Origin of the sequence: Pseudomonas sp. WOUb67 (genome assembly GCF_050058005.1) — a bacterium.
Taxonomy (GTDB): domain Bacteria; phylum Pseudomonadota; class Gammaproteobacteria; order Pseudomonadales; family Pseudomonadaceae; genus Aquipseudomonas; species Aquipseudomonas putida_R.
Genome location: NZ_CP170112.1, coordinates 6,488,000 through 6,514,364, shown reverse-complemented (window position 1 = coordinate 6,514,364; position 26,365 = coordinate 6,488,000). Strand labels below are relative to the sequence as shown.

The 26,365-nt window shown below is 63.2% G+C and carries 26 protein-coding genes and 5 tRNA genes; 18 read left to right on the top strand and 13 right to left on the bottom strand.

The annotated features are described in order from the left end of the window. Nucleotides 1–116 precede the first annotated feature (116 nt). The 5 genes from ribF to ispH are packed head-to-tail and all read left to right on the top strand — an operon-like array spanning nt 117 to nt 5,795. Complete coding sequence (gene ribF / locus ABOC32_RS28845; RefSeq protein ID WP_086978274.1) at nt 117–1,067, top strand: bifunctional riboflavin kinase/FAD synthetase; 951 nt, start codon at nt 117–119, stop codon at nt 1,065–1,067. Next, complete coding sequence (gene ileS, locus ABOC32_RS28840; protein WP_234229761.1) at nt 1,064–3,895, top strand: isoleucine--tRNA ligase; 2,832 nt, start codon at nt 1,064–1,066, stop codon at nt 3,893–3,895. The genes ribF and ileS overlap by 4 nt, the downstream gene beginning before the upstream one ends. Then, nucleotides 3,888–4,403, top strand: coding sequence for a signal peptidase II (gene lspA, locus ABOC32_RS28835; RefSeq protein ID WP_043202388.1), 516 nt, complete (start codon nt 3,888–3,890; stop codon nt 4,401–4,403). The genes ileS and lspA overlap by 8 nt, the downstream gene beginning before the upstream one ends. Next, a complete protein-coding gene (gene fkpB, locus ABOC32_RS28830) occupies nt 4,396–4,833 on the top strand; it encodes an FKBP-type peptidyl-prolyl cis-trans isomerase (protein WP_086978271.1) in 438 nt (145 codons plus the stop codon). Before lspA ends, fkpB begins: the two co-directional genes overlap by 8 nt. Before the next feature lie 14 nt (nt 4,834–4,847). After that, nucleotides 4,848–5,795: a 4-hydroxy-3-methylbut-2-enyl diphosphate reductase gene (gene ispH, locus ABOC32_RS28825; RefSeq protein WP_043202385.1), complete on the top strand. Its 948-nt coding sequence runs from the start codon at nt 4,848–4,850 to the stop codon at nt 5,793–5,795. Here ispH and ABOC32_RS28820 read toward each other — a convergent pair whose 3' ends face one another. Next, nucleotides 5,796–6,281, bottom strand: coding sequence for a GspH/FimT family pseudopilin (locus ABOC32_RS28820; RefSeq protein ID WP_426809753.1), 486 nt, complete (start codon nt 6,279–6,281; stop codon nt 5,796–5,798). 109 nt (nt 6,282–6,390) lie between these two features. Between ABOC32_RS28820 and ABOC32_RS28815 the strand changes: the two genes are divergently transcribed. Genes ABOC32_RS28815 through thiO form a run of 5 tightly spaced genes read left to right on the top strand, consistent with a single transcriptional unit; the run spans nt 6,391 to nt 9,194 of the window. Next, entirely contained in the window at nt 6,391–6,573 is a 183-nt protein-coding gene (locus tag ABOC32_RS28815; RefSeq protein WP_043202381.1) for a prepilin-type N-terminal cleavage/methylation domain-containing protein, read from the top strand. Further along, a complete protein-coding gene (locus tag ABOC32_RS28810) occupies nt 6,570–7,211 on the top strand; it encodes a PilW family protein (RefSeq protein WP_426809752.1) in 642 nt (213 codons plus the stop codon). Before ABOC32_RS28815 ends, ABOC32_RS28810 begins: the two co-directional genes overlap by 4 nt. Then, nucleotides 7,208–7,651, top strand: coding sequence for a hypothetical protein (locus ABOC32_RS28805; RefSeq protein ID WP_426809751.1), 444 nt, complete (start codon nt 7,208–7,210; stop codon nt 7,649–7,651). Before ABOC32_RS28810 ends, ABOC32_RS28805 begins: the two co-directional genes overlap by 4 nt. 1 nt (nt 7,652) lies before the next feature. Continuing rightward, the gene (locus ABOC32_RS28800; protein WP_426809750.1) at nt 7,653–8,042 is read left to right on the top strand and encodes a type IV pilin protein; all 390 of its coding nucleotides are present in this window, start codon (nt 7,653–7,655) and stop codon (nt 8,040–8,042) included. Nucleotides 8,043–8,096: 54 nt separating this feature from the next. Then, entirely contained in the window at nt 8,097–9,194 is a 1,098-nt protein-coding gene (gene thiO, locus ABOC32_RS28795) for a glycine oxidase ThiO (protein WP_426809749.1), read from the top strand. 113 nt (nt 9,195–9,307) lie between these two features. Here the strand turns inward: thiO and ABOC32_RS28790 are convergent, their stop codons facing one another. The 10 genes from ABOC32_RS28790 to ABOC32_RS28745 all read right to left on the bottom strand — a co-directional run bounded on the left by ABOC32_RS28790 (nt 9,308) and on the right by ABOC32_RS28745 (nt 18,987). Beyond that, nucleotides 9,308–10,717, bottom strand: a complete 1,410-nt coding sequence (locus ABOC32_RS28790) for an amidase (RefSeq protein ID WP_426809748.1) — start codon at nt 10,715–10,717, stop codon at nt 9,308–9,310. Nucleotide 10,718: 1 nt separating this feature from the next. Next, nucleotides 10,719–11,996, bottom strand: a complete 1,278-nt coding sequence (locus ABOC32_RS28785; RefSeq protein WP_426809747.1) for a Zn-dependent hydrolase — start codon at nt 11,994–11,996, stop codon at nt 10,719–10,721. A gap of 13 nt (nt 11,997–12,009) precedes the next feature. Beyond that, complete coding sequence (locus tag ABOC32_RS28780) at nt 12,010–12,705, bottom strand: ABC transporter ATP-binding protein (protein WP_234229752.1); 696 nt, start codon at nt 12,703–12,705, stop codon at nt 12,010–12,012. Next, complete coding sequence (locus tag ABOC32_RS28775) at nt 12,705–13,457, bottom strand: ABC transporter ATP-binding protein (protein WP_426809746.1); 753 nt, start codon at nt 13,455–13,457, stop codon at nt 12,705–12,707. The genes ABOC32_RS28780 and ABOC32_RS28775 overlap by 1 nt, the downstream gene beginning before the upstream one ends. Continuing rightward, nucleotides 13,457–14,476 carry a branched-chain amino acid ABC transporter permease gene (locus ABOC32_RS28770; protein WP_426809745.1) on the bottom strand — a complete coding sequence of 340 codons (1,020 nt, stop codon included), beginning with the start codon at nt 14,474–14,476 and terminating at the stop codon, nt 13,457–13,459. Before ABOC32_RS28770 ends, ABOC32_RS28775 begins: the two co-directional genes overlap by 1 nt. A 1-nt stretch (nt 14,477) precedes the next feature. Further along, a complete protein-coding gene (locus ABOC32_RS28765; protein ID WP_234229749.1) occupies nt 14,478–15,338 on the bottom strand; it encodes a branched-chain amino acid ABC transporter permease in 861 nt (286 codons plus the stop codon). A 65-nt stretch (nt 15,339–15,403) separates the two neighbouring features. Continuing rightward, nucleotides 15,404–16,606 (bottom strand): ABC transporter substrate-binding protein, encoded by a 1,203-nt coding sequence (locus ABOC32_RS28760; protein WP_234229748.1) that lies wholly within the window; start codon nt 16,604–16,606, stop codon nt 15,404–15,406. Between the two features lie 90 nt (nt 16,607–16,696). Then, complete coding sequence (locus ABOC32_RS28755) at nt 16,697–17,461, bottom strand: FadR/GntR family transcriptional regulator (protein ID WP_426809744.1); 765 nt, start codon at nt 17,459–17,461, stop codon at nt 16,697–16,699. Nucleotides 17,462–17,642: 181 nt separating this feature from the next. Beyond that, nucleotides 17,643–17,873: a PP0621 family protein gene (locus tag ABOC32_RS28750; RefSeq protein ID WP_016484789.1), complete on the bottom strand. Its 231-nt coding sequence runs from the start codon at nt 17,871–17,873 to the stop codon at nt 17,643–17,645. 94 nt (nt 17,874–17,967) lie between these two features. Continuing rightward, entirely contained in the window at nt 17,968–18,987 is a 1,020-nt protein-coding gene (locus tag ABOC32_RS28745; protein ID WP_086978263.1) for an outer membrane protein assembly factor BamD, read from the bottom strand. Nucleotides 18,988–19,134: 147 nt separating this feature from the next. Between ABOC32_RS28745 and rluD the strand changes: the two genes are divergently transcribed. The 8 genes from rluD to ABOC32_RS28705 all read left to right on the top strand — a co-directional run bounded on the left by rluD (nt 19,135) and on the right by ABOC32_RS28705 (nt 24,510). Then, on the top strand, nt 19,135–20,097 hold the full coding sequence (gene rluD, locus ABOC32_RS28740) for a 23S rRNA pseudouridine(1911/1915/1917) synthase RluD (protein ID WP_043202406.1): 963 nt from the start codon (nt 19,135–19,137) through the stop codon (nt 20,095–20,097). Further along, on the top strand, nt 20,094–20,834 hold the full coding sequence (pgeF, locus tag ABOC32_RS28735) for a peptidoglycan editing factor PgeF (RefSeq protein ID WP_426809743.1): 741 nt from the start codon (nt 20,094–20,096) through the stop codon (nt 20,832–20,834). Before rluD ends, pgeF begins: the two co-directional genes overlap by 4 nt. A gap of 250 nt (nt 20,835–21,084) precedes the next feature. Continuing rightward, complete coding sequence (gene clpB / locus ABOC32_RS28730) at nt 21,085–23,649, top strand: ATP-dependent chaperone ClpB (protein WP_426809742.1); 2,565 nt, start codon at nt 21,085–21,087, stop codon at nt 23,647–23,649. A 418-nt stretch (nt 23,650–24,067) separates the two neighbouring features. After that, nucleotides 24,068–24,143: transfer RNA gene (locus tag ABOC32_RS28725), tRNA-Asn, on the top strand. 3 nt (nt 24,144–24,146) lie between these two features. Beyond that, nucleotides 24,147–24,223 (top strand) — tRNA-Pro (locus tag ABOC32_RS28720). A gap of 6 nt (nt 24,224–24,229) precedes the next feature. After that, nucleotides 24,230–24,305, top strand: a tRNA-Lys gene (locus ABOC32_RS28715). Between the two features lie 46 nt (nt 24,306–24,351). Beyond that, a tRNA-Pro gene (locus tag ABOC32_RS28710) sits at nt 24,352–24,428 on the top strand. 6 nt (nt 24,429–24,434) lie between these two features. Further along, nucleotides 24,435–24,510 (top strand) — tRNA-Lys (locus ABOC32_RS28705). A gap of 206 nt (nt 24,511–24,716) precedes the next feature. Here ABOC32_RS28705 and ABOC32_RS28700 read toward each other — a convergent pair. Then, nucleotides 24,717–26,012, bottom strand: coding sequence for an NAD(P)/FAD-dependent oxidoreductase (locus ABOC32_RS28700; protein WP_234229745.1), 1,296 nt, complete (start codon nt 26,010–26,012; stop codon nt 24,717–24,719). A gap of 84 nt (nt 26,013–26,096) precedes the next feature. After that, complete coding sequence (locus tag ABOC32_RS28695) at nt 26,097–26,270, bottom strand: DUF3094 family protein (protein WP_003247547.1); 174 nt, start codon at nt 26,268–26,270, stop codon at nt 26,097–26,099. Nucleotides 26,271–26,365 lie beyond the last annotated feature (95 nt).

Sequence of the window (26,365 nt, the reverse complement as noted above, 5' to 3'; positions counted from 1 at the left end):
CTTCAGGCGGGTCAGGCGTCGGTTTTTCATATTCCACGCCGCCCTTGGGCGCTGCTGCCTGTCACCGGCGCCCGGGTGTGGTTATAATCGGCCACTTTATGAGCAAGAAGCGCGTTATGCAGCTGGTTCGAGGTCTTCACAACCTGCGCCCCGAGCACCGGGGCTGTGTCGCCACCATTGGCAACTTCGACGGGGTTCACCGCGGCCACCAGGCAATCCTGGCGCGCCTGCGCGAGCGCGGTCAGGCCTTGGGCCTGCCGACCTGCGTGGTGATCTTCGAACCGCAACCACGCGAGTACTTCGCCCCCGATACCGCACCGGCGCGCCTGGCCCGCCTGCGCGACAAGGTCGAACTGCTGGCCGCCGAGGGCATCGACCGGGTGCTGTGCCTGGCGTTCAACCAGCGCCTGAGCAAGCTCAGCGCCGATGCCTTCGTCAAGGCCATCCTGGTCGACGGCCTGGGCGTGCGCCACCTCGAAGTGGGTGATGACTTCCGCTTTGGCTGCGACCGCGCCGGCGACTTCGCCTTCCTGATCGAGGCCGGCAAGCAGTACGGTTTCACCGTCGAGGCCGCCAACACGGTCATCCAGGACGGCCTGCGGGTCAGCAGCACCGAAGTGCGCAAGGCCCTCTCCGAAGGTAACTTCGAGCTGGCCGAGCACCTGCTGGGCCGCCCGTACAGCATCACCGGCCGCGTGCTGCATGGCCAGAAGCTGGCCCGCCAGCTCGGCACACCTACCGCCAACATCCAGCTCAAGCGCCGCCGCGTGCCGCTGTCCGGGGTCTACCTGGCCAGCATCGAAATCGACGGCAAGGCCTGGCCGGGTGTCGGCAATATTGGCGTGCGTCCCACCGTTGCCGGTGATGGGCGCCCGCACCTGGAGATTCATCTTCTCGATTTTGCCGGCGACCTGTATGGCCGGCGTCTGACGGTGGAGTTCCACCACAAGCTGCGTGAAGAGCAGCGATTCGCCTCCCTGGAGGCGCTGAAGTCGGCGATCGATGCGGATATCGCCGCCGCACGTGCACATTGGCACGCTCAACCGCTAACGAAGAGCCTGAAATGACCGACTACAAAGCCACGCTTAACCTTCCGGACACCGCCTTCCCCATGAAGGCCGGCCTGCCTCAGCGCGAACCGCAGATCCTGCAGCGCTGGGACAGCATTGGCCTGTACCAGAAGCTGCGCGAAATTGGCAAGGATCGTCCCAAGTTCGTCCTGCACGACGGCCCGCCCTATGCCAACGGCAAGATTCACATCGGTCATGCGCTGAACAAGATTCTCAAGGACATGATCGTCCGCTCCAAGACCCTGTCCGGCTTCGATGCGCCGTATGTACCGGGCTGGGACTGCCATGGCCTGCCGATCGAGCACAAGGTCGAGGTTACCCACGGCAAGCACCTGTCTGCCGACCGCACCCGCGAGCTGTGCCGCGAGTACGCCGCCGAGCAGATCGAAGGGCAGAAGACCGAGTTCATTCGCCTGGGTGTGCTGGGTGACTGGGACAACCCGTACAAGACCATGAACTTCGCCAACGAGGCCGGTGAAATCCGCGCCTTGGCCGAAATGGTCAAGCAAGGCTTCGTGTTCAAGGGCCTCAAGCCAGTGAACTGGTGCTTCGATTGCGGTTCGGCCCTGGCTGAAGCGGAAGTCGAGTACGCCGACAAGAAATCCCAGACCATCGACGTGGCCTTCCCGGTTGCCGACGAGGCCAAGCTGGCTGCCGCCTTCGGGCTGGACGCGCTGGCCAAGCCAGCCGCCATCGTGATCTGGACCACCACCGCGTGGACCATCCCCGCCAACCAGGCGCTGAACATCCACCCGGAGTTCAAATACGCCCTGGTCGATACCGGCGAGCGTCTGCTGGTGCTGGCCGAAGAGCTGGTCGAGTCGTGCCTCAAGCGCTACAACCTGGAAGGCTCGGTCATCGCCACTGCCCAGGGTTCGGCCCTGGAGCTGATCAACTTCCGCCACCCGTTCTACGACCGCCTGTCGCCTGTCTACCTGGCCGACTACGTCGAACTGGGCGCCGGTACCGGTGTGGTTCACTCCGCGCCGGCCTACGGTGAAGACGACTTCGTCACCTGCAAGCGCTACGGCATGGTCAACGATGACATCCTCACCCCCGTGCAGAGCAACGGCGTGTACGTCGAGTCGCTGGAGTTCTTCGGCGGCCAGTTCATCTGGAAGGCCAACCCGGCCATCGTCGAAAAGCTGAGCGAAGCCGGTGCGCTGATGCACACCGAAACCATCAGCCACAGCTACATGCACTGCTGGCGCCACAAGACTCCGCTGATCTACCGCGCCACCGCGCAGTGGTTCGTCGGTATGGACAAGCAGCCAAGCACGGGTGAGCCGCTGCGTGAGCGTGCGCTGAAGGCCATCGAAGAAACCAAGTTCGTGCCGGCCTGGGGCCAGGCGCGCCTGCATTCGATGATCGCCAACCGCCCGGACTGGTGCATCTCGCGTCAGCGCAACTGGGGTGTGCCGATCCCGTTCTTCCTGCACAAGCAGACCGGCGAGCTGCACCCACGCACCGTCGAGCTGATGGAAGCGGTGGCCAAGCGCGTCGAACAAGAAGGCATCGAGGCCTGGTTCAAGCTGGATGCCGTCGAACTGCTGGGTGAAGAAGCGGGCCAGTACGACAAGATCACCGATACCCTGGACGTGTGGTTCGACTCCGGTACCACCCACTGGCACGTGCTGCGTGGCTCGCACGACATCGGCCACGCCACCGGCCCGGTCGCCGACCTGTACCTGGAAGGCTCCGACCAGCATCGTGGCTGGTTCCACTCGTCGTTGCTCACCGGTTGCGCCATCGACAACCACGCGCCGTACCGCGAGCTGCTGACCCACGGCTTCACCGTGGACGAGAACGGCCGCAAGATGTCCAAGTCGCTGGGTAACACCATCGAGCCGGAGAAGGTCAACAACACCCTGGGTGCCGACATCCTGCGCCTGTGGGTTTCGGCCACCGACTATTCCGGTGAAATGGCGGTTTCCGAGCAGATCCTGCAGCGCAGCGCCGACGCCTACCGGCGTATCCGCAATACCGCGCGCTTCCTGCTGTCCAACCTGTCCGGTTTCGACCCGGCCCGCGACCTGCTGGCCCCGGAAGACATGCTGGCACTGGACCGCTGGGCCGTGGACCGTACCCTGCTGCTGCAACGCGAGCTGGAAGAGCACTACAGCGAGTACCGTTTCTGGAACGTCTACTCCAAGGTGCACAACTTCTGCGTGCAGGAGCTGGGCGGCTTCTACCTCGACATCATCAAGGACCGCCAGTACACCACCGGCGCCAACAGTGTCGCCCGCCGTTCCTGCCAGACCGCGCTGTACCACATCAGCGAAGCGCTGGTGCGCTGGATCGCGCCGATCCTGGCGTTCACCGCTGACGAAATCTGGCAGTACCTGCCGGGCGAGCGCAACGAGTCGGTGATGCTCAACGGCTGGTACCAGGGCCTGAGCGAGCTGCCGGAAGGCACCGAGCTGGACCGCGCTTACTGGGATCGCGTAATGGCGGTGAAGGCCTCGGTCAACAAGGAGCTGGAAAACCAGCGTACCGCCAAGGTCATCGGCGGCAACCTGCAGGCCGAAGTCACCCTGTATGCCGATGAAGGCCTGAGCGCCGACCTGGGCAAGCTGGGCGACGAACTGCGCTTCGTGCTGATCACCTCGGCCGCCAGCGTGGTGCCGTTCGTGCAGGCGCCGGCAGACGCCGTGGCCACCGAAGTCGAAGGCCTCAAGCTGAAAGTGGTCAAGTCCGGCCACGCCAAGTGCGGCCGTTGCTGGCACTTCCGCGCCGACGTTGGCAGCCACCCGGAGCACCCGGAAATCTGCAGCCGTTGCGTCGACAACCTGACCGGTTCGGGCGAGGTGCGTCACTATGCCTAACCCGGCAGTGGGGCGCTTCGGGCGCCTTGCATGGCTTTGGCTGAGCGTGCTGGTCCTGGTCCTCGACCAGGCCACCAAGCTGTATTTCAACAACGCCCTGACCATGTACCAGCAGATTGTGGTCATTCCTGACTACTTCAGCTGGACCCTGGCCTATAACACCGGCGCCGCTTTCAGCTTCCTCGCTGATGGCGCTGGCTGGCAGCGCTGGCTGTTTGCCCTGATCGCCGTGGTGGTCAGTGCCGTGCTGGTGGTGTGGCTCAAGCGCCTGGGGCGCAACGAGACCTGGCTGGCCGTGGCGCTGGCGCTGGTGCTGGGTGGCGCCATTGGCAACCTGTACGACCGCGTCGTGCTGGGCCATGTGGTCGACTTCATCCTGGTGCACTGGCAAAACCGCCATTACTTCCCGGCCTTCAACGTGGCCGACAGCGCCATCACCGTTGGTGCGGTGATGCTGGCGCTGGATATGTTCAAGAGCAAGAAGTCCGAGGATCCGGTCCATGACTGACACCCGTATCGGCCAGAACACCGAAGTCACCCTGCACTTCGCGCTGCACCTGGAAAACGGCGACACCGTCGACAGCACGTTCGACAAAGCCCCGGCCACCTTCAAGGTTGGCGATGGCAACCTGTTGCCGGGCTTCGAAAGCGCGCTGTTCGGCTTCAAGGCCGGTGACAAGCGCACTGTGGTAGTGGCCCCGGAGAACGCCTTCGGCCAGCCCAACCCGCAAAACGTGCAAGTCATGCCGCGGTCCAACTTCGAGGGCATGGAGCTGTCCGAGGGGCTGCTGATCATCTTCAACGATGCCGCCAACGCCGAGCTGCCGGGTGTGGTCAAAGCGTTTGATGACGACCAGGTGACCATCGACTTCAATCACCCACTGGCTGGCAAGACCCTGACCTTCGAGGTGGAGATCCTCGAGGTGAAGGCCCTGTAAGCCTGGAGCCGAGCATGCAAATCAAACTCGCCAACCCTCGCGGCTTCTGCGCGGGGGTCGACCGGGCGATCGAGATCGTCAACCGCGCGCTGGAAGTCTTCGGCCCGCCGATCTATGTGCGTCACGAAGTGGTGCACAACAAGTTCGTGGTGGAAGACCTGCGCAACCGCGGTGCCATCTTCGTCGAAGAGCTGGACCAGGTGCCGGACGATGTCATCGTCATCTTCAGTGCCCACGGTGTTTCCCAGGCCGTGCGCCAGGAAGCCGCTGGCCGTGGCCTGAAAGTGTTCGATGCCACCTGCCCGCTGGTGACCAAGGTGCACATCGAGGTGGCCAAGTACAGCCGCGACGGCCGTGAGTGCATTCTCATCGGCCACGAAGGGCACCCGGAAGTCGAAGGCACCATGGGCCAGTACGACGCCAGCAACGGCGGTTCCATCTACCTCGTCGAAGACGAAGATGATGTTGCCAAGTTGCAGGTGCGCGACCCTGACCACCTGGCCTTCGTGACCCAGACCACCTTGTCGATGGACGACACCAGCCGCGTCATTGACGCCCTGCGTGCACGCTTCCCGAACATCGGCGGCCCGCGCAAGGACGACATCTGCTACGCCACCCAGAACCGCCAGGACGCCGTCAAGCAACTGGCGGGCGAGTGCGACGTGGTGCTGGTAGTCGGCAGCCCGAACAGCTCCAACTCCAACCGCCTGCGTGAGCTGGCCGAGCGCATGGGCACCCCGGCCTACCTGATCGACGGTGCCGAGGACCTGCAACAGGGCTGGTTCGAGCAAGCGGCGCGTATTGGCATCACTGCCGGTGCTTCGGCCCCCGAAGTGCTGGTGCGTGGCGTGATCGAGCAGCTCAAGGCCTGGGGCGCTACCGGTGCTGAAGAGCTGGACGGACGGGAAGAGAACATTACGTTCTCGATGCCTAAAGAGCTGCGGGTTCGTTCGCTGATCTGATCAGGAACCTGCGCACAGAGGATCATTGGGATTGTCTGTGCGCAGGTCTATTCTGCCGGTGCTTGCCATAACCACACGATAGGGGCTGGTGGTTTTATCGCAGACTACAAGCCTGCCGCTCATCTGGGCGTTGTTTGGCTGCATCGGAACACCCAAAGCACTAAATTTCACTTCTCCGCCAGTATTCGCTGTGATTTTCATTGGTCGAGAAAGCCGCTGCTCGCGCAGCATTTGCTGGTTATGCTCCAGCACCACCCGCCACCCATTCCCCCAATTACCGTCCAACGCCTGCACCAGCACCGGCTGGCTTTGCAGCATGGCGTGGCTGCGTGCACTGCGCAGTGCCTGCGCCAAATCACGGGCAACTGCTGCCCGGTGTAGGTCGTCGCTCATCCTGGCGTAGGCCGGCACGCCGAGCTGTGTCAGCAAGACGGCCACGGCCAAGGCCGACAACATTTGAATCAGTGTTACGCCGCGTTGCTTCACCGTGCATTCCTCCCTGGAAGTGCTTGGCTATAGCTTCACGTTCACCGGCCAGGCGGTCTAGTCGGCCGGGTTCAAGGCTATTGCGGGAAAAGTCGCGGGAGGTGCAGGGATGCACGCAAGGCAACGGGGCATGACGCTCCTGGAAGTGTTGTTGGCAGTCGTGGTTGTGGCCGTGGGCATGTTCGCAACGGCAGCAATGCAGTTGCAGGCATTACAGGCTGTGGACAGCGCGCGTCGCGATGGGCAGGCGGCATTGGCCACGCACAGCGAGCATGAGCGGAGGCGGCGATGAGGCGCTGCCAGGGTGGGTTCGGCGTGCTTGAGATGGTGATGGCGCTGGCCATCGGGTTGATGCTGCTTGCAGCGGCCGGTCAGCTCTTCGCTTCGGCACACCAGACCTGGCGCCTGCAAAGTACGGCAGTGCGCATGCAGGATGAGGCGCGGCTTGCATTGCTGCGCATGGCGCAGGATATCCGCATGGCGGGGATGTTTGGTTGCCTGCAGATTAAACCTGGCGATTTCGAGGACCCGGCCGCGCGGCAGGCTTTCGCCCGCCCCCTGGAGGTTGAAGCCACTACCCTCAGCCTGGTTGTGGCGGAGTTGCCCGGACAGGCTGGTAAGGGTGACTGGGTTTTGCAGACGGACTGCATCGAAAAAGTGCGCGTGGATGAAAAGCCAGTAGAGGGCTACCCACTGACGTTTCCCATCAGCCAGTACGTCTACCAGTTCCATGACAACAGGCTGAGGTTCAAGCGAAAAGGCAACTTCCAACCGCTGGTCGAGAATGTGCGAGAGGCGCGCTTCGACCGCGTGCAAACGCCGCAAGGAGAGAGGGTAGATATCACGCTGACGTTATACGAACCCACGCTCAAACTCGAACAGCGCCATGCGCTTAGTGTGGCGCTGCGCAACCCCGTGCCGCGGCCATGAAGCGTCAACGCGGGGTTGTGCTGCTGTTGGCGTTGGTACTGAGCCTGCTGCTCGGTTTACTGGCGACCTCAGCCCTGAGCAATGCCTTGATGGAAACACGAATGACCGGCCACATGCGCGATGGTCTGCTGGCGCTCGAAGAAGCTGAGGCTGCGTTGCAAGCAGGGGAGGGCGAGCTCAAGCGTGCACCTCCTGACCGGTGTACCGCGTGTATGCCACCCGCTCGACCGCACGATCTGGCTGGGCAGTGGCAGGGCGCGCAACATGGCTATTTCCACCTGCAGAATCTTGGCCCGAGCAAGCGCGCCCAGGCCACCCTGTTCCGGATAACCGCCGTCAGCAGGCAAACCCGGTCCCGGCACGTACTGGAAGCCGTCTACGCCGTGGCCGGCGACACAACCCGGCGCATCGCCTGGCGGCAAAGACTGAGAGGAGACTGACATGCAGCAAGGCTTGGGCCTGATCGAGTTGTTGATTGTGCTGGCCGTGACCGGCATTCTGACAGCCATTGCCTACCCCAGTTACAGCGACCAGCTTCGGCGAGCCGCGCGCAGCGAAGTGGTTGGCCTGCTGCATGATGCCGCCCTGCGCCTGGAGCGCCACCGTGTGCGCACCGGCCACTATGCCGAGGGCGACCCGGCCTTGCCCGACGGTACCCGCTATTACAGCCTGCAGGCCCAGCGCGACAGCGACACCTTCACGCTGCGCGCCCGGCGGCTTTCCCATGGGCTGATGGCGCAGGATGGCTGTGGCGACTTCCAGCTCGACCAGGCCGGCGTGCAGCGCAATCCGGGTGCGGTTGGGGGCAGCGAGCACTGCTGGGGAAGCTGAAGGTTGAATGATGCCCGGTGCATCGCGGTTTTACTTCAGGTGTTGGATCGACAGATGAGCAAGCAAGTAGTGGTGGTCGGCGGCGGGGTGATCGGCCTGCTGACGGCATTCAACCTGGCGGCGAAGGTCGGGCAGGTGGTGGTGTGTGATCAGGGCGAAGTCGGCCGTGAGTCGTCGTGGGCCGGTGGTGGCATTGTTTCGCCGCTGTACCCGTGGCGCTACAGCGCGGCAGTCACCGCCCTGGCGCACTGGTCGCAGGACTTTTATCCACAGCTGGGCGAGCGCTTGTTCGCCAGCACCGGCGTCGACCCCGAAGTGCACACCACGGGCCTGTACTGGCTCGACCTGGATGACGAAGCCGAAGCGCTGGCCTGGGCCGAGCGTGAGCAGCGGCCGTTAAGCGCCGTGGATATCTCGGCGGCCTACGACGCGGTGCCGGTGCTGGGCCCGGGCTTCAAGCGCGCCATCTACATGGCCGGTGTGGCCAACGTGCGCAACCCGCGCCTGGTGAAATCGCTGAAGGCCGCGCTGCTGGCGCTGCCCAACGTCACCCTGCGCGAGAACTGCCAGATCACCGGCTTTGTTCAGCAAGGCGGTCGTGTGACTGGCGTGCAGACCGCCGAAGGCGTGCTGGCGGCAGATGAGGTGGTGCTCAGTGCTGGCGCCTGGAGTGGCGACCTGCTGCGTACCCTGGGCCTTCAACTGCCGGTAGAGCCGGTGAAGGGCCAGATGATCCTGTTCAAATGCGCTGAAGACTTTTTGCCGAGCATGGTACTGGCCAAAGGGCGCTATGCGATCCCGCGGCGGGATGGGCACATCCTGGTGGGCAGTACGCTCGAGCATGCCGGGTACGACAAGACCCCGACCGAAGATGCGTTGGAAAGCCTGAAGGCATCGGCGGTGGAGTTGTTGCCAGGGCTCGAAGGGGCCGCGGTAGTGGGGCACTGGGCCGGGCTGCGGCCGGGCTCGCCGGAGGGCATTCCCTACATTGGGCCGGTGCCAGGGCACGAGGGGTTGTGGCTGAACTGCGGGCATTACCGCAACGGGCTGGTGCTGGCGCCGGCCTCCTGCCAGCTGTTTACCGACTTGCTGACCGGGGCCGAGCCAATCATCGACCCGGCGCCGTATGCGCCAGCAACGCGGTTGAGCTAAGGGCCTCTTCGCGGGTAAACCCGCTCCCACAGGGGGCGCACGGTTTCTAAACCAGTGCTGTACCTGTGGGAGCGGGTTTACCCGCGAAAGGGCCGTTGAGGCCAATAGAGATTTCAGCGGCTAATGGGAACCTGCAAGTGCCGGCTTGGGTAGTGCTGCTCATACACCTTGCACACCCGCAGCACCTGCTCATCGGCAAAGCGCCCGGCCACCACCTGCAGCCCCACCGGCAAGCCTTCGCGGGTAAACCCGCAGGGCACCGAAGCCGCCGGCTGCTGGGTCAGGTTGAAGGGGTAGCTGAAGGGGGTCCATTCCATCCATTGCGCCATCCCCGACCCAGGCGGCACGTTGTGCCCGGCCTCGAACGCAACCAGCGGCAGCATCGGCGATACCAGCACGTCATAGCGCTGGTGGAAGGCATTCATCTTCGCAATCAACTCTGCCCGTGCTTCCAGCGCCTGGGTGTAGTCGCTCAGGCTGATCTGCGACCCTTGTTCGGCAATCCAGCGCAGCCCTGGGTCAAGCAGCGCCCGCTGTTCATCGCTTAACGCACTGGCCAACCGCGCCGCGCCGGCAAACCAAAGGGTATTGAAGGTTTCCAGCGGGTCGTTGAAGCCCGGGTCGATTTCTTCCACCTGCGCGCCCAGCCGTGCCAGGCGCTGCACCGCTTGGGCCACCAGCGCCTGGATCTGTGGGTCGACCTGCACGTAACCAAAGTTGGCGCTGTAGGCAATGCGCAGGCCGCTCAGGTCTTGCTGCTGGCCCAGCCACGGTGCCTGCCGCGGCGCACCGGCCAGCCCGTCACGTGCATCGGGGCGAGCGACACAATCGAGCATCAGTACTGAGTCGTCTACAGTGCGCGTCATCGGCCCCAGATGCGACAGCACGGTCATGGCGCTGGCCGGCCATTGCGGTACATAGCCGAAGGTCGGCTTTATGCCGAAGGTGCCGGTAAAGGCGCAGGGGATGCGAATCGAGCCACCGGCATCGCTACCTTGGTGCAGCACCCCCAGGTTCAGCGCAGCGGCTGCCGCAGCACCACCCGACGAGCCGCCAGCGGTCAGCCGGGTATCCCAAGGGTTGCGGGTGATGCCGTACAGCGGGTTGTCGGTCACGCCTTTCCAGCCGAACTCCGGCGTTGTGGTCTTACCCACCAGCACGGCACCGGCTTTACGCATGAACGCGCTGAAGGGCGCATCGATGTCCCATGGCCCGGCGCTCGACGTGGTGCGTGAGCCCTTGCGCGTGGGCATACCACAGGTCAGGGTCAGGTCCTTGATCGAGGCGGGTACGCCATCCAGGCGGCCACACGGCTCGCCACGTTGCCAGCGTTGTTCGCTGGCGTGGGCGGCGGCGCGTGCACCTTCGCCGTCGACATGGCAGTAGGCGTTGACCGCCGGGTTGTGCAGGTCGATGCGCGCGAGCACATCGTCGACCACCTCGACAGGTGACAGTTGGCGGCACTGGTACAGCTCGAGCAGTTCGACGGCGGTGAACTCGCTAATCGCGGTTTTCTGGGGCATCTCAACGGGCTCCCGGGTTGGCGGCCTGGAACATGGCGCGCAACAGTACGTCGCAGCCGTCGGCCAGGTCTTGCGGCGCGGCATTTTCGATTTCGTTGTGGCTGATGCCACCTTCGCACGGTACGAAGATCATCCCTGCCGGGCCCAGCTCGGCGAGGAAGATTGCGTCGTGGCCGGCGCCGCTGACGATATCCATATGGCTCAGGCCCAGTTCGCGCGCACCCTGGCGCACGGCGTCCACACACTGCTCGGCGAAATACAGCGGCGGGAAGTCGGCGGTCGGCGTCAGCGCGTAGCTCAGCCCGTGCTTCGCGGTGCTGGTTTCGATGGCTGCACGCACCTCATTGACCATGGCGGCGAGGTGCTCGGGGTCGAGGTGGCGCAGGTCGATGGTCATCTGTACCTGGCCGGGGATGACGTTGCGCGAGCCCGGGTGCAGGGTCAGGCAGCCGACCGTGCCGCAGGCGTGCGGCTGGTGGGCATGAGCCGTGCGGTTGACCGCAGCTACCACCTCGGCGGCGCCGACCAGGGCGTCCTTGCGCAGGTGCATGGGCGTGGGGCCGGCATGTGCCTCGACGCCAGTCAGCACCAGGTCGAACCATTTCTGGCCCAGGCAGCCCTGCACCACGCCGATGGTGGTGCGCTGGTCTTCCAGCACCGGGCCCTGTTCGATGTGCGCTTCAAAGTAGGCACCTACGGCATGCCCGGTGGGCACGCGTGGGCCGGCATAACCGATGCGCTGCAGCTCGGCACCGACCGACATGCCCTGGTCGTCGAGCTTGTCCAGGGTTTCCTGCAGGCCGAACTTACCGGCGAACACGCCCGAGCCCATCATGCAAGGCGGGAAGCGCGAGCCTTCTTCGTTGGTCCACACCACCACTTCCAGCGGGGCTTCGGTGGTCAGGTTCAAGTCGTTGAGCGTGCGCACGACCTCGAGGCCGGCCATCACCCCGTAGCAGCCGTCGAACTTGCCGCCGGTGGGCTGGGTGTCGATATGGCTGCCGGTCATTACCGGTGGCAACGACGGGTTACGCCCTGGGCGGCGGGCGAAGATGTTGCCAATGGCGTCGATGCTGACTGTGCAGCCGGCCTCTTCGCACCAGCGCACGAACAGGTCGCGGGCCTGGCGGTCGAGGTCGGTGAGGGCTAGCCGGCACACGCCACCCTTGGCGGTGGCGCCGAGCCTGGCCAGGTCCATCAGCGATTGCCAAAGGCGCTCGCCGCTGACCAGTGCGCCTTGGCCGAGCAGGTGCTGCGAGGGATCGATTCGGGTGTTCATGGGCGTTCTCCTTTCAGGCGCTCAGGGCCAGGTAACGGTTCTTGATGCTCGGGTCCTCGCGGAATTGCGTCGCGCTGCCCTGATAGGCGACGCGGCCCTGTTCCAGCACGTAATGGCGGTCGGCGAGGGCATCGCAGACCATCAGGTTCTGTTCCACCAGCAGGATCGACAGGCCTTCTTCCTTGATGCGCCGCAGGATCTTCACCAGTTCGTCGACGATCACCGGGGCCAGGCCTTCGGTAGGTTCATCGAGGATCAGCAGCTTGGGGCCGTTGAGCAGGGCGCGGGCGATGGCCAGCATCTGCTGCTCACCGCCAGACAGCGCAAAGCCACCGTTGCGCCGCCGTTCCTTGAGGCGCGGGAACATGGCGTACACATCCTCAAGCTGCCAGCGGCTACCCTTGCGTGCGGCGATCTTGAGGTTTTCTTCCACGCTGAGCTGGCGGAAGATGCCGCGGTGCTCCGGCACCAGGGCAATGCCGAGCCGGGCAATATCGAAGATTTCGCGCCCCACCAGCTGCTGGCCGTTGAAGCTGATCTGCCCTTGGCGTGGGCGGACAATGCCCAGGATGCTGCGCAGGGTGGTGGTCTTGCCGGCACCGTTGCGCCCGAGCAAGGTCACCAGCTCGCCGGCTTCGACCTTGAGCGAGACACCTTCGAGCACATGGCTCTTGTCGTAGTAGGAGTGGATCGAATCGACGTTGAGCATCAGGCGGCCTCTCCAAGGTAGGCGGTGCGTACGCGTTCGTCGTTGCGCACCTGTTCAGGGGTACCCTCGACCAGGATCTGGCCGTGGCTCATCACCGTAATGCGCTGGCTGATCGACATGACGATGCTCATGTTGTGCTCGATCAGCAGCACGGTGTGGTCGCGGCCAAGGTCGCTGATGAGGTCGGTCATCACCGGGATGTCGTCGATACCCATGCCCGAAGTGGGTTCGTCGAGCATCAGCAGGGTGGGCTTGGCGCAGATCGACATGCCCACTTCCAATACGCGTTGCTGGCCGTGCGAGAGCTCGCCGGCCAGCGTATCGGCGCGGGTGCTCAGCTTCAGGCGCTCCAGCACCTGGTCTGCGGTGTCCCAGTGGCTGCGCTTGTGCTCGACACTGCGCCAGAAGTTCAGCGCACCCAGGCCATCACGGCCTTGGGCTGCCAGGCGCAGGTTCTCGCGTACCGAGAGGTTCTGGAACAGGCTGGTGAGCTGGAACGAACGCGCCATGCCCAGCGCCACGCGCCCGTGGGAGGGCTTGCGGATGATGTCCTGGCCGTTGAACAGGATCTTGCCCGCAGTGGCCTGGCGTTCACCGGTCAGGCAATGGAACAGGCTGGTCTTGCCGGCGCCGTTGGGGCCGATAACGGTGTGGATGGTGCCGGCGCGGACCTTCAGGTCGACGCCCGCGACCGCCTTGAACGGCCCGTAGGCCAACTCCAGCTGGCGGGTTTCCAGAAGGTAGTCGCTCATCACAGGGTCTCCTTGGTCTTGGCCTGGGGCTTGTCATTGGCGTTGCGGGTGGCCAGCAGGCGCTTGCCCAAATCGGCCAGTCCGCCCCACAGGCCGCCACGCATGAACACCACCACCAGAATCAGGATTACCCCCAGCAGCATCAGCCAGCGTGGCCACAGCTCCGACAGCACGTCGCCCAGCAGCACGATGGCACCTGCGCCCAGCAACGAGCCGAACAGCGAGCCGGTGCCACCGACGATGGTCATGATCAGGATGTTTTCGCTCATCATCAGGTCGATGTTCGACAGCGGCGCAAAGTGCAGCAGCATGGCGTACAGCGCCCCGGCGATTCCGGTGATGGCACCCGACAGCATGAACACCACGATCTTGAAATGGCGGGTGTCGTAGCCAATGGCCGCGGCGCGGGTTTCGTTTTCGCGGATGGCCAGCAGGGTGCTGCCGAACGGCGAGCGGATTACCCGCAGGGCACCGGCGAAGATCAGCAGGAACAGCACCGCGACGAACGCGTAGAAGTGCCGCGGGTCGGCCAGGTCCACCAGTACATGGCCGGCAATTTCGATGTTCGGGCGTGGCACTTCGAGCAGGCCGTTGTCGCCGCCGGTCCAGCCGCTGAGTGTGTAGGCCAGGAAGTAGGCCATCTGGCTGAACGCCAGGGTCAGCATGACGAAGTAGATGCCCGTGCGGCGGATCGCCAGAGCGCCCACCAGCAGCGCCAGGAAGGCGCCGAACACGGCCGCGCCAAGCAGCGCGGCGAACATGCCCCACTGCAGGTGGATCATCAGCAGCGCCGCGCCGTAGGCGCCCACGCCGAAGAAGATCCCCTGGCCGAACGACAGCAGGCCGGTGTAGCCGAGCAGCAGGTTGCAGGCCAGCGCAGCCAGCGCAAAAATCAGGATCTCGGTGGCCAGGGTGGCCGACGGCAGCAGCAGTGGCAGCGCCACCAGGCTGGCGACGACCAATAACAGCAGGGCCGGTGCGCGGCCTTTGGCGATGGGTAACGGGTTTTTCTCGCTCATGTCAGGCTCTCCCGAACAGGCCATAGGGACGGACCAGGATGACCGCAGCCATGGCGCCGTAGATCATCAGGCTGGCGCCTTGCGGCCAGAGGCTGGCCATCATGCTTTGCACCACACCCACCAGCAGGCCGCCGACCAGAGCACCGCCGAATGAGCCCATGCCGCCAATCACCACCACCACGAAGGCGATGCCGAGGATTTCCGGGCCGACGAAGGGTTGGGCGCCACGCAGCGGTGCGAACAACACACCCGCCACACCGGCCAGGCCTACGCCCAGGGCGAATGTCAGCGAGAACAGGCGGAAGATATTGGTGCCCAGCAGCGATACGGTTTCGGTGCTTTCGCTGCCGGCCCGCACCAGTGCACCAAAGCGGGTGCGCTCCAGCAGTAGCCACAAGCCCAAGCCGATCAGTGCGGCGAAGCCGATCAGGAACAGGCGGTAGTAGGGGTAGATGAAGTCACCCAGGATCAGCACTCCGCGCAGCTCCGGTGGCACGGCGATGCTTTTGCCCACCGGGCCCCAGATCAGCACCGAAGCTTCCTGGATGATCAGTGCGATGCCGAGCGTGACGAGGATCTGGAAGGTGTGCGGCAGGTGGTAGATACGCTTGATCAACAGGCGCTCTACCGCCCAGGCCAGCGCGGCCACCACCAGTGGCGCGATCAGCAGCGCCAGCCAGAAGTTGCCGGTAATGGCTACGGCGGTGTAGCACAGGTAGGCGCCAAGCAAGAAGAACGCGCCGTGGGCGAAGTTGACGAAGTTGAGCAAGCCGAAAATGATCGTCAGGCCTACGGCGATGAGGAAGTAGATCATCCCCAGGCCCAGGCCGTTGAGCAGTTGGAACAGGTACAAATCGAGCATGAGCGTGCCCTCGACAGCGCGCGGTGCGGCTGCCTGTACGAGTGTTTGTGACTAACGCCGCGGCTTCAGGCCAAGGCGCAACCGGTGTGGTCGACCTCGACGAACGAGCGGCCCGAGCTGATGACTTCAGCCAGGTCGTCCTCGTCGCGCATCTGCCCCTGGGGCTTGCCGCGCAACAGGTAGTAATCCTTGAGAACCTGATGGTCGCCCGGGCGGATCAGCTCGTCGCCGGTCGGGCCCTGGAAGCGCATGCCCTGCAACGCCGCAGACACGGCGGCGCCGTCCAGGCTGCCGGCCTTGATGATGGCCTCAAGCATGACCTTGGTGCCGATGTAGTCCGCGGCCAGGGGGTAGTTGGGGTTGATGCCATAGGCCTTGCGGGTGGCGGCGACCAGTTGCTTGTTCAGCGGTGTATCGACCTGGTGCCAGTACTGCGCACCCAGGTACACACCTTCGAGTACGTCGCTGCCCAGCTCCTGGAACTGGTCGAGGCCGGCAGACCACACCATCAGTACTTTCATCCGGTCCTTGATGCCAAAGTTCACGGCCTGGCGCAGGGCGTTGGAAGCCTGGCTGCCGAAGTTGAGCAGAACCAGCACGTCAGGCTTGGCGGCGATGGCGTTGGTCAGGTAGCCGGAAAACTCCTGCTCCTGAAGCGAGTGGTAGCTGTTGCCGATGTGTTCCACGCCGAGCTCGGCGAACACCTTGCGGGCGTTGTCCAGCAGGGCATCGCCGAACACGTATTGCGGGGTAATGGTGTACCAGCGTTTTGCCTGGGGCAGTTGGCTGATCATCGGCACCAGCGTTTCGCGGATAGCGCCATACGTGGGCACCGACCAGCGGAATGTCGAGGCGTTGCAGTCTTTGCCGGTGATTTCGTCGGCGCCCACAGGCGTCATGAACACGCCGCCTGCCTTGTGGATTTCCTTCGACACCGCCAGTGCCGAGGACGACAGGGTGCAACCCTGGAAAAAGCGTGCGCCATCCTGGCCGATGGCTTCCTGCACCTTGCGCACTGCCTTGCCGGCGTTGCCCTCGGTATCGATGACCTTGTACTTGAGCGGGTGGCCGAGTAGCTGCGGGTACTCGGCGATGGCCAGGCGCGAGCCCATGTCGGCGTACTTGCCGTAGCTGGCGAAGGCGCCAGACATGGATTTGAGCCCATAGAAGGTCAACGGTTGGTCGGCGAATGCCCGGTGCGCTCCCAGCGGGAGGCTACCTAGGGCACCCAGGGCAAGGCCTGCCTTGAGCAGGGTACGTCTTTGCATGAGTAACTCCTTGGTTGTGGTTATTTGGCAGGAGTGGCAATGACAAAGCGGGTACGGCCGGGCCTGTGTGCAGGCCTCTTTCCAGGCGCATCAGTGGTGGTGGTTGAACTCCAGCAGGAAGTTGCGGGCAACCTCGCCTTCCAGCGCGGTCATGTGGTGTTCGGCGTCGCACATGTGTTCATGCATCAGCCGGCGTACAGCGGGCTCGTCGCTGGCGCGCAGGGCGCTCAGCAATCGCTTGTGGTAGTCGATGTTGGCTGCGGCGAACTGCTGGCGCTTGGGCAGGTAGGCCTTTTTCAGTACCACCAGGTCGCGCAGCAGGTCGTTGAGGAACACGGCCATGAACCGCAGCAATGGGTTGGGGCAGCGGTCGGCCAGCAGGGTGTGGAACTCAAGCTCGGCCAGGCGCTGCTCCCGCTGGCCTTCTTCGCTGTCTTCCGGCGCGCTGCAAAAGTCGATATTGGCCTGCAGCGCGGCGTAGTCGGCTTCGCTCAGCTTGCCCATCACCGACACCGCCAGTTCGACCTCGATGACTTTGCGCAGCTGATAAACCTGCTCGCCGTCCAGGTGCTGGAAGTGCAGATAGTTGCGTAACGCACGGCTGGCCGGCTCGGTGCCTACTTCGTTCAGGTAGGCGCCGCCTGTCGGGCCGGTGCGGGTGCTGACCAGGCCCTCGACCTCCAGCGCCTTGAGTGCTTCGCGTGCGGTGCCTTTGGAACATTCGAAGTGCTCCATCAACTCTCGCTCGGTGGGCAGACGATCGCCGGGGTGCAGTGCCTCGGTGACGATCGAGCGCTTGACCGATTCGACGATCACATCGGACAGCTTCTGGCGCTTGCGTTTGGGTTTGAGCATTTCGCTATTTTTCATATTTATGCGGATAAATAGGATTTAGCGAGTTTTGCCAGGGCGGGTCAATGCTGGTGGCGCAGGAGGGGTCGTAAATGGTGTGAAAGGGTCGGGGAGGGATACGTGTCGACGCGCCTATCGAGTGTAGGAGCGCCCCTGCAAGGCCGCTCCTACAAAGGCTTTGTGTTCAGCCCTGGCGGCCTGGGCCTTGCTGCAGGTGCGCCTGGCTGCAATACCACTCTTTGCCCTGCTGCAGCGCCCGGTCGTTGGGCAGGTGCACGCCGCAATGGGCGCAGCGCACCATTTGCAGTGGCGCATCCAGTTTCGCCTCGGGGTGCGACTGTTGGCTGACTTTGAACTTGCGCCACAGCCAGAACGCGGCGGCGATCAGGGCGATCCAGAAAAGTAGGCGAACCATGGTGACCAGCTTGTCGATTGAAGAAGCTGACAGTCTAGGACGCGGCCAATAAAAAAGGGAGGCCCAAGGCCTCCCTTTCATTTACCGCCGTGTGTCAGTCGAACAGACCAAAGGTCATGTAGCTGAACAAGGAACGGTCTTTTTCGGCTTCTTTCGGGCCTTCCGGCACGATCGGGTCACCGTTTTCGTCTTTCGGCAGCAGCTCTTGCGGCATCTCGTCACGCGCGTCCTGGAACTGCTTGACCACGTCCTGGTTGGCGCGGGTTTCGCCTGGCGGCAGCGGGGTGTCGGTTTCGATCAGGCCCAGGGTGGCCTTGGACAGCCAGCCGCGCCCGTCAGACTCGGTCTGCTTGGGCTGGAACTCGCCGTCAACCAGGCTCGGGTGGTCCGGGTAGTTGAGCTTGAGGGTTTCCAGGCTGCTGGCGGCCAGCTCGTCCAGGTGCATCTTCTGGTACGACTCGACCATCACCGCCAGGCCGTCGCCGACCGATGGGGTTTCCTGGAAGTTCTCTACCACGTAGCGGCCACGGTTGGCGGCGGCCACATAAGCCTGGCGGCCCAGGTAGTAGTCGGCCACGTGGATTTCGTACGAGGCCAGCAGGTTGCGCAGGTAGATCATGCGCTGCTTGGCGTCGGGCGAGTAGCGGCTGGTAGGGAAGCGGCTGGTCAGCTGGGCGAACTCGTTGTACGAGTCGCGGGCGGCACCCGGGTCACGCTTGGTCATGTCCAGCGGCAGGAAGCGCGCCAGCAGGCCACGGTCCTGGTCGAACGAGGTCAGGCCTTTCAGGTAGTAGGCGTAGTCGACGTTCGGGTGCTGCGGGTGCAGGCGGATGAAGCGCTCGGCAGCCGACTTGGCAGCCTCGGGCTCGGAGTTCTTGTAGTTGGCGTAGATCAGCTCGAGCTGCGCCTGGTCGGCATAGCGGCCGAACGGGTAGCGCGATTCCAGGGCCTTGAGCTTGTTCACGGCGCTGGTGTAGCTGGAGTTGTCCAGGTCAGCTTGCGCCTGCTGGTACAGCTCGGCTTCGCTGAGGTTCTCGTCAATGACCTCTTTATTAGAGGAACAGGCCGCGGTAAGCCCGAGGATGGCGATCAGCAGCAGGTGTTTCACTTGCATGGCGGCTTGCGTCCCTTTGACGGCCGCTGTCTTGGGCGGTGCCGTCCTGTTATGATGAGCGCCCCGGCCAACCCCGGGACAAAAGAAGCCGTATTTAACCACAAGCTCGCAGCCGAAACCAAAGGCTGTGCGCCCGCCGAATCGAGCATGTCCGAGATCATTCAACTTAGCGCAGAGGTACCGTCCGAACTGGGCGGCCAACGCCTCGACCAGGTCGCCGCCCAATTGTTCGCTGAGTACTCGCGTTCGCGGCTTACTTCGTGGATCAAAGAGGGCCGCCTGACGGTCGATGGCGCCGTTGTGCGCCCTCGAGACACCGTCTATGGTGGCTCGCTGCTAGCACTGCAGGCCGAGCAAGAGGCCCAGGGCGAGTGGATCGCAGAAGATATCGAACTGGATATCGTCTACGAAGACGACCACATCATGGTGATCAACAAGCCTGCCGGGCTGGTTGTGCACCCAGCCGCCGGTCATGCCAGCGGTACGCTGCTCAATGCGCTGCTGCACCACGTGCCAGACATCGTCAACGTACCGCGCGCCGGTATCGTTCACCGGCTGGATAAAGACACCACCGGCCTGATGGTGGTGGCCAAGACCTTGCAAGCGCAGACCCGACTGGTCGAGCAGATGCAAAGCCGCAAAGTCAGCCGCATCTACGAGTGCATCGTGATTGGTGTGGTCACTTCCGGTGGCAAGATCGATGCCCCGATCGGCCGCCACGGCGGTATGCGCCAGCGCATGGCAGTCACTGACGGCGGCAAGCCGGCGGTCAGCCACTACCGTGTGCTCAAGCGCTTCCGCTCGCACACCCACGTGCGGGTGAAGCTGGAAACCGGCCGTACCCACCAGATTCGTGTGCACATGGCCCACGTTGGCTTCCCGCTGGTCGGCGACCAGACGTACGGTGGGCGCTTCCGCATTCCACCGGCAGCCAGCCCAACCATGGTCGAGGCGGTGAAAACCTTCCCGCGCCAGGCGCTGCATGCGCGCTTCCTGGCGTTGGCTCACCCGATCACCGGTGAAATCATGAAGTGGGAATCGCCACTGCCTGATGACTTCCTCTGGTTGCTGTCGCTGCTGAACGAAGACCGCGAGAGCTTTATCGGATGAGTGGCCTGACGCAGTCGCTGCTGTTTCCCGACTGGCCGGCCCCGGCCTCGGTTCGCGCCTGTGTCACCACCCGTCAGGGCGGCGTCAGCCTGCCGCCTTACGAAACCTTCAACCTTGGCGACCACGTAGGGGATGACCCTGCTGCGGTTGCCGAGAACCGCCGTCGCCTCAGCGACACGTTCGCCATCCAGCCGGCCTGGCTCAAGCAGGTGCATGGGCTGGTGGTGGCGGATGCCGACCCGGCCGTGGTGGCCGAGGCCGATGCCAGCTGGACCGACCAGCCTGGTATTGCCTGTACCGTGATGACCGCCGATTGCCTGCCTGCGCTGTTCTGCGACCGGGCCGGTAATCGCGTGGCGGCGGCGCATGCAGGCTGGCGCGGGTTGGCTGGTGGCGTGCTGGAAGCCACCTTGGACCGCCTGGCGGTGCCGCCTGAAGAGGTGCTGGTGTGGTTGGGGCCGGCCATCGGGCCACAGGCTTTCGAAGTGGGGCTGGAAGTGCGTGATGCCTTTACCGCCCTGCACCCGCAAGCCGCCCGGGCATTTGTCGACGGCGAACGGCCAGGCAAGCTGATGGCGGATATCTACGAGCTGGCGCGCATTCGCCTGGCTGCCTGTGGGGTAACTGCCGTGTATGGCGGCGGCTTGTGCACGGTCAGTGATGCGCGGTTCTTCTCCTATCGCCGTACCCCGCAGGGTGGGCGGTTTGCCTCGTTGGTCTGGCTGGATCCTCGCTAGCCTGTACCGGCCTCTTCGCGGGTGAACCCGCTCCCACAGGTACTGCACCGTTCTCAAAACCGTTGAAATCCCTGTGGGAGCGGGTTTACCCGCGAATGCCCCAGCACCAATCCAACAGGTTGACCCCGGTCAACCCCGCTACGCTTGAATCTTCCAGAATCAGCCTTATCTATAAGGTCATCTCAGGCAGGTTTCTTCATAAACAGGCGCTGTCCATCGCTCCGACCTGCCCTTTAAAGGAAGGTACACCATGCGAATAGACCGTTTGACCAGCAAGCTGCAATTAGCAATATCCGATGCTCAATCCCTGGCCGTTGGCATGGACCACCCAGCCATCGAGCCCGTGCACCTGATGCAGGCACTGCTTGAACAGCAGGGCGGTTCGATCAAGCCGCTGCTGATGCAGGTTGGCTTCGACATCAACACCCTGCGCCAGGCACTGGTGAAAGAGCTCGACCAGCTCCCGAAAATCCAGAACCCCACCGGCGACGTGAACATGTCGCAGGACCTGGCGCGGCTGCTTAACCAGGCCGACCGCCTGGCCCAGCAGAAGGGCGACCAGTTCATTTCCAGCGAACTGGTGTTGCTGGCTGCCATGGACGAGAACAGCAAGCTCGGCAAGCTGCTGTTGAGCCAGGGCGTGAGCAAGAAGGCCCTGGAAAACGCCATCACCAACCTGCGTGGCGGTGAGGCAGTGAATGACCCCAACGCCGAAGAGTCGCGCCAGGCGCTGGACAAGTACACCATCGACCTCACCAAGCGTGCCGAAGAAGGCAAGCTGGACCCGGTGATTGGCCGTGACGACGAAATCCGCCGTACCGTGCAGGTGCTGCAACGCCGTACCAAGAACAACCCGGTGCTGATCGGTGAGCCTGGCGTGGGTAAAACCGCCATCGCCGAAGGCCTGGCCCAGCGCATCATCAATGGTGAAGTGCCTGACGGCCTCAAGGGCAAGCGCCTGCTGGCGCTGGACATGGGCGCGCTGATTGCCGGTGCCAAGTACCGCGGCGAGTTCGAAGAGCGCCTCAAATCGCTGCTGAACGAGCTGTCCAAGCAGGAAGGCCAGATCATCCTGTTCATCGATGAGCTGCACACCATGGTCGGCGCCGGTAAAGGCGAAGGCGCCATGGACGCCGGCAACATGCTCAAGCCAGCCTTGGCACGCGGCGAGCTGCACTGCGTTGGCGCCACCACGCTGAACGAGTACCGCCAGTACATCGAGAAGGACGCCGCCCTGGAGCGCCGCTTCCAGAAGGTGCTGGTAGAGGAGCCGAGCGAGGAAGACACCATCGCGATCCTGCGTGGCCTGAAAGAGCGCTACGAAGTGCACCACAAGGTGGCCATCACCGACGGTGCCATTATCGCAGCGGCCAAGCTCAGCCACCGCTACATTACCGACCGCCAGCTGCCGGATAAGGCGATTGACCTGATCGACGAAGCGGCCAGCCGCATCCGCATGGAGATCGACTCCAAGCCGGAAGTGCTCGACCGCCTTGATCGCCGCCTGATCCAGCTGAAGGTGGAATCGCAGGCGCTGAAGAAGGAAGAAGACGAAGCGGCGAAAAAACGCCTCGAGAAGCTGACTGAAGAAATCGAGCGGCTGGAGCGTGAATATTCCGACCTGGAAGAAATCTGGGCATCGGAAAAGGCCGAAGTGCAGGGCTCTGCGCAGATCCAGCAAAAGATCGAGCAGGCCCGCCAGGAACTGGAAGCCGCCCGTCGCAAAGGCGACCTGAGCCGCATGGCCGAGCTGCAGTACGGGGTAATTCCCGACCTGGAGCGCAGCCTGCAGATGGTCGACCAGCACGGCAAGACCGAAAACCAGTTGCTGCGCAACAAGGTGACTGAGGAAGAAATTGCCGAGGTTGTGTCGAAGTGGACCGGTATTCCGGTGTCCAAGATGCTGGAAGGCGAGCGCGAGAAGCTGCTGAAAATGGAAGCGCTGCTGCACCAGCGCGTGATCGGCCAGAACGAGGCGGTAACCGCTGTGGCCAATGCCGTGCGCCGCTCGCGTGCCGGGCTGTCCGACCCGAGCCGGCCAAGCGGTTCGTTCCTGTTCCTCGGCCCTACCGGTGTGGGCAAGACCGAACTGTGCAAGGCGCTGGCCGAGTTCCTGTTCGACACCGAAGAGGCGATGGTGCGCATCGACATGTCCGAGTTCATGGAGAAACACTCCGTGGCTCGCCTGATCGGTGCACCACCAGGGTATGTAGGGTATGAAGAGGGCGGTTACCTGACCGAGGCCGTACGGCGCAAGCCCTACTCGGTGGTGCTGCTGGACGAGGTGGAGAAAGCCCACCCGGATGTGTTCAACGTGCTGCTGCAGGTGCTGGAAGACGGCCGCCTGACCGACAGCCACGGGCGCACCGTGGACTTCCGCAACACCGTGATCGTGATGACCTCCAACCTGGGCTCGGCGCAGATCCAGGAACTGGTAGGCGACCGCGAGGCACAACGTGCGGCGGTGATGGATGCAGTGGGCGCGCACTTCCGTCCGGAATTCATCAACCGTATCGACGAAGTGGTGGTGTTCGAGCCACTGGGCCGCGAGCAGATCGCCGGCATTACCGAGATCCAGCTGGGCCGCCTGCGCAGCCGTCTGCTGGAGCGCGAACTGTCGCTGAGCCTGAGCCCGGAGGCGTTGGACAAGCTGATTGCCGTGGGTTACGACCCGGTGTACGGCGCACGGCCGCTGAAGCGGGCTATCCAGCGCTGGATCGAAAACCCGCTGGCGCAGCTGATTCTGGCTGGCCAGTTTGTACCGGGCACGTCGATTACCGCCACGGTGGAAGGCGACGAAATCGTCTTCGGGTAATGTGCTTCACCATGAGCCCCGCTTTTGCGGGGCTTTTTTTTGCGTTCTCACAGGCGCTTTGGGGCCCCTGTGGGAGCGGGTTTACCCGCGAAGAGGCCAGCACAGCCCAGTAAAACCGGGGCTTTCGGGGAATTCAGGATAACTTGCTGAAATTTTTGAAATTTTTGCTTGCATCAAAATTCGAGTGACCCTAATATACGCCGCGTTGTCAGGCACTAAGCGAATCACCAGCAACACCGGTGACCGCAAAACAACTTACAAATCAGTAAGTTGAATGAAAAAAAGTGGTTGACAAGCAAAACGAAGAATGTAGAATAGCCGGCCTCAGCAGCGACAAAGCGAAAGCAGCGAAGCTAAAGAGTCCGAAGCGAACACAGCCTTCGGAGTAGCACATCGGTAAGTTGTACCGAAGTTCAGTTCCGCGATAGCTCAGTCGGTAGAGCAAATGACTGTTAATCATTGGGTCCCTGGTTCGAGTCCAGGTCGCGGAGCCATCTCGGGGTGTAGCGCAGTCCGGTAGCGCGCCTGCTTTGGGAGCAGGATGTCAGGAGTTCGAATCCCCTCACCCCGACCATTTTCCGGGTCGTTAGCTCAGTTGGTAGAGCAGTTGGCTTTTAACCAATTGGTCGTAGGTTCGAATCCTACACGACCCACCATGTAAAGAAGGGCATCTCCAAGAGATGCCCTTTTTTTTGAAAGACCCGGGGTGTAGCGCAGTCCGGTAGCGCGCCTGCTTTGGGAGCAGGATGTCAGGAGTTCGAATCCCCTCACCCCGACCATTTTTAGGGTCGTTAGCTCAGTTGGTAGAGCAGTTGGCTTTTAACCAATTGGTCGTAGGTTCGAATCCTACACGACCCACCATGAATAAAGGGCATCTCGAAAGAGATGCCCTTTTTCTTTTGCCTCAAATTTAACCCGCCTCTTACTGCAACACAGGCCCTTGTAGGAGCAGCCTTGTGCTGCGAAAGGGCCGGTACGGCAAAAGATTTTCTCTGCTGGTAATGGCCTCTTCGCAGCACAAGGCTGCTCCTACAGGTCAGTGCATTGCCTGCAGGAGCGGGTACCTGTCAGTGCAGCTTCAGGCGTGGCTCGGTACCCCGGCCTATCTTGCTCCCCAGCATCATCAACGCCGTACGGAAGAACCCATACAACGCCATCTGGTGCATGCGGTACAGCGACACATAAAACATCCGCGCCAACCAGCCTTCCAGCTTCACGCTGCCCATCAGGTTACCCATCAGGTTGCCCACCGCCGAGAAGCGCGACAGCGACACCAGCGAGCCATAGTCCTTGTACTCGTAGGTCGGCAGCGTCTTGTTCTCCAACCGCGCCTTCAGGCTCTGCGCTAGCATCGAAGCCTGCTGGTGCGCCGCCTGGGCACGTGGCGGCACATTGCGGTCGCTACCCGGTTGCGGGCAGGCGGCGCAGTCACCGAAGGCGAAGATGTTGTCGTCGCGGGTGGTTTGCAGGGTAGGGCGCACCACCAGCTGGTTGATGCGGTTGGTTTCCAGCCCATCGATATCCTTCAGGAAGCCCGGCGCACGGATACCCGCCGCCCACACTTTCAGGCTGGCCTGGATCACTTCGCCGTCCTTGGTTTTCAGGCCGTCCTCGGTCACTTCACTGACCGCCGCGTTGGTCATCACCTTCACCCCGAGCTTTTCCAGGGTCTTGTGCACCGGCACGCTGATGCGTTCCGGCAGCGCCGGCAACACCCGCGGGCCTGCCTCGATGATGGTGATGTGCATGTCCTTGGGCTGGATGCGGTCCAGGCCATAGGCCGCCAGTTCGTGGGCCGCGTGGTGCAGCTCGGCCGCCAGTTCAACACCGGTGGCACCGGCGCCGACGATGGCTACGCTGATCTGCTCGCTGGCCACGTCGCCGGCGTGGGCGCGCAGGTAGTGGTTGAGCAACTGCTGGTGGAAACGCTCGGCCTGCTTGCGCGTGTCGAGGAACAGGCAATGCTGCGCCGCGCCCAAGGTGCCGAAGTCGTTGGTGTTGGAACCCACGGCAATGACCAGCGTGTCGTAGCCCAGGGTGCGCGCAGGCAGCAGCTCGCGGCCCTCATCATCGAGGGTGGCGGCCAGTTGAATCTGCTTGCCTTCACGGTCCAGGCCGCTCATGCGCCCCAGCTGGAAGTTGAAGTGGTTCCACTTGGCCTGGGCCACGTAGTTCAGTTCGTCTTCCGAGGAGTTCAGCGAGCCGGCGGCCACTTCGTGCAGCAGTGGCTTCCAGATGTGCGTGAGGTTGGCGTCGACCAGGGTGATTTCGGCCTGCTTGCGCTTGCCCAGGCTTTTACCCAGGCGGGTCGCCAGTTCCAGGCCGCCGGCGCCGCCGCCGACAATCACGATGCGATGAGTCATGGGGATATCTCATAAGGTTTACGGAATTCGTGGCCCTGGGGGGCGGCCGCAAACTGCACGAGGGGAGGGCGAGCGCGAAGCAGCTCATAGCACCAGTCCACTCAGCAGGCGGCTGATGAGACCCAACCCGATGGTCACGGCCAGCACCAGCGCAAGGAGCAGCCACGGCCGGAAGGGCCTGCGCTCGACTTGGTGCTGGGGGGCTCGCAGATACTCATCGACACGACGCTGATCTTCTGGATTCAGGCGGCTGGTCATGGTGGGCCTCGTCAGGTAGACGTATGTGACTGCGCAAACGCTACAGCGTTCGTGCAGGCGCTTTGAACAAATGATAATGCTTTCTATCTCTGGCG

Coding starts and splice junctions, on each gene's coding strand:
- ileS (WP_234229761.1), top strand. CDS start 1,064: ATGACCGACTACAAAGCCACGCTTAACCTTCCGGACACCGCCTTCCCC.
- clpB (WP_426809742.1), top strand. CDS start 21,085: ATGCGAATAGACCGTTTGACCAGCAAGCTGCAATTAGCAATATCCGAT.
- ABOC32_RS28790 (WP_426809748.1), bottom strand. CDS start 10,717: ATGCCCCAGAAAACCGCGATTAGCGAGTTCACCGCCGTCGAACTGCTC.
- rluD (WP_043202406.1), top strand. CDS start 19,135: ATGTCCGAGATCATTCAACTTAGCGCAGAGGTACCGTCCGAACTGGGC.
- ispH (WP_043202385.1), top strand. CDS start 4,848: ATGCAAATCAAACTCGCCAACCCTCGCGGCTTCTGCGCGGGGGTCGAC.
- ABOC32_RS28770 (WP_426809745.1), bottom strand. CDS start 14,476: ATGAGCGAGAAAAACCCGTTACCCATCGCCAAAGGCCGCGCACCGGCC.
- ABOC32_RS28800 (WP_426809750.1), top strand. CDS start 7,653: ATGCAGCAAGGCTTGGGCCTGATCGAGTTGTTGATTGTGCTGGCCGTG.
- ABOC32_RS28775 (WP_426809746.1), bottom strand. CDS start 13,457: ATGAGCGACTACCTTCTGGAAACCCGCCAGCTGGAGTTGGCCTACGGG.
- ABOC32_RS28755 (WP_426809744.1), bottom strand. CDS start 17,461: ATGCTCAAACCCAAACGCAAGCGCCAGAAGCTGTCCGATGTGATCGTC.
- fkpB (WP_086978271.1), top strand. CDS start 4,396: ATGACTGACACCCGTATCGGCCAGAACACCGAAGTCACCCTGCACTTC.
- ABOC32_RS28805 (WP_426809751.1), top strand. CDS start 7,208: ATGAAGCGTCAACGCGGGGTTGTGCTGCTGTTGGCGTTGGTACTGAGC.
- ABOC32_RS28750 (WP_016484789.1), bottom strand. CDS start 17,873: ATGGTTCGCCTACTTTTCTGGATCGCCCTGATCGCCGCCGCGTTCTGG.
- ABOC32_RS28695 (WP_003247547.1), bottom strand. CDS start 26,270: ATGACCAGCCGCCTGAATCCAGAAGATCAGCGTCGTGTCGATGAGTAT.
- lspA (WP_043202388.1), top strand. CDS start 3,888: ATGCCTAACCCGGCAGTGGGGCGCTTCGGGCGCCTTGCATGGCTTTGG.
- pgeF (WP_426809743.1), top strand. CDS start 20,094: ATGAGTGGCCTGACGCAGTCGCTGCTGTTTCCCGACTGGCCGGCCCCG.
- ribF (WP_086978274.1), top strand. CDS start 117: ATGCAGCTGGTTCGAGGTCTTCACAACCTGCGCCCCGAGCACCGGGGC.
- ABOC32_RS28700 (WP_234229745.1), bottom strand. CDS start 26,012: ATGACTCATCGCATCGTGATTGTCGGCGGCGGCGCCGGCGGCCTGGAA.
- ABOC32_RS28745 (WP_086978263.1), bottom strand. CDS start 18,987: ATGCAAGTGAAACACCTGCTGCTGATCGCCATCCTCGGGCTTACCGCG.
- thiO (WP_426809749.1), top strand. CDS start 8,097: ATGAGCAAGCAAGTAGTGGTGGTCGGCGGCGGGGTGATCGGCCTGCTG.
- ABOC32_RS28785 (WP_426809747.1), bottom strand. CDS start 11,996: ATGAACACCCGAATCGATCCCTCGCAGCACCTGCTCGGCCAAGGCGCA.
- ABOC32_RS28765 (WP_234229749.1), bottom strand. CDS start 15,338: ATGCTCGATTTGTACCTGTTCCAACTGCTCAACGGCCTGGGCCTGGGG.
- ABOC32_RS28815 (WP_043202381.1), top strand. CDS start 6,391: ATGCACGCAAGGCAACGGGGCATGACGCTCCTGGAAGTGTTGTTGGCA.
- ABOC32_RS28810 (WP_426809752.1), top strand. CDS start 6,570: ATGAGGCGCTGCCAGGGTGGGTTCGGCGTGCTTGAGATGGTGATGGCG.
- ABOC32_RS28760 (WP_234229748.1), bottom strand. CDS start 16,606: ATGCAAAGACGTACCCTGCTCAAGGCAGGCCTTGCCCTGGGTGCCCTA.
- ABOC32_RS28780 (WP_234229752.1), bottom strand. CDS start 12,705: ATGCTCAACGTCGATTCGATCCACTCCTACTACGACAAGAGCCATGTG.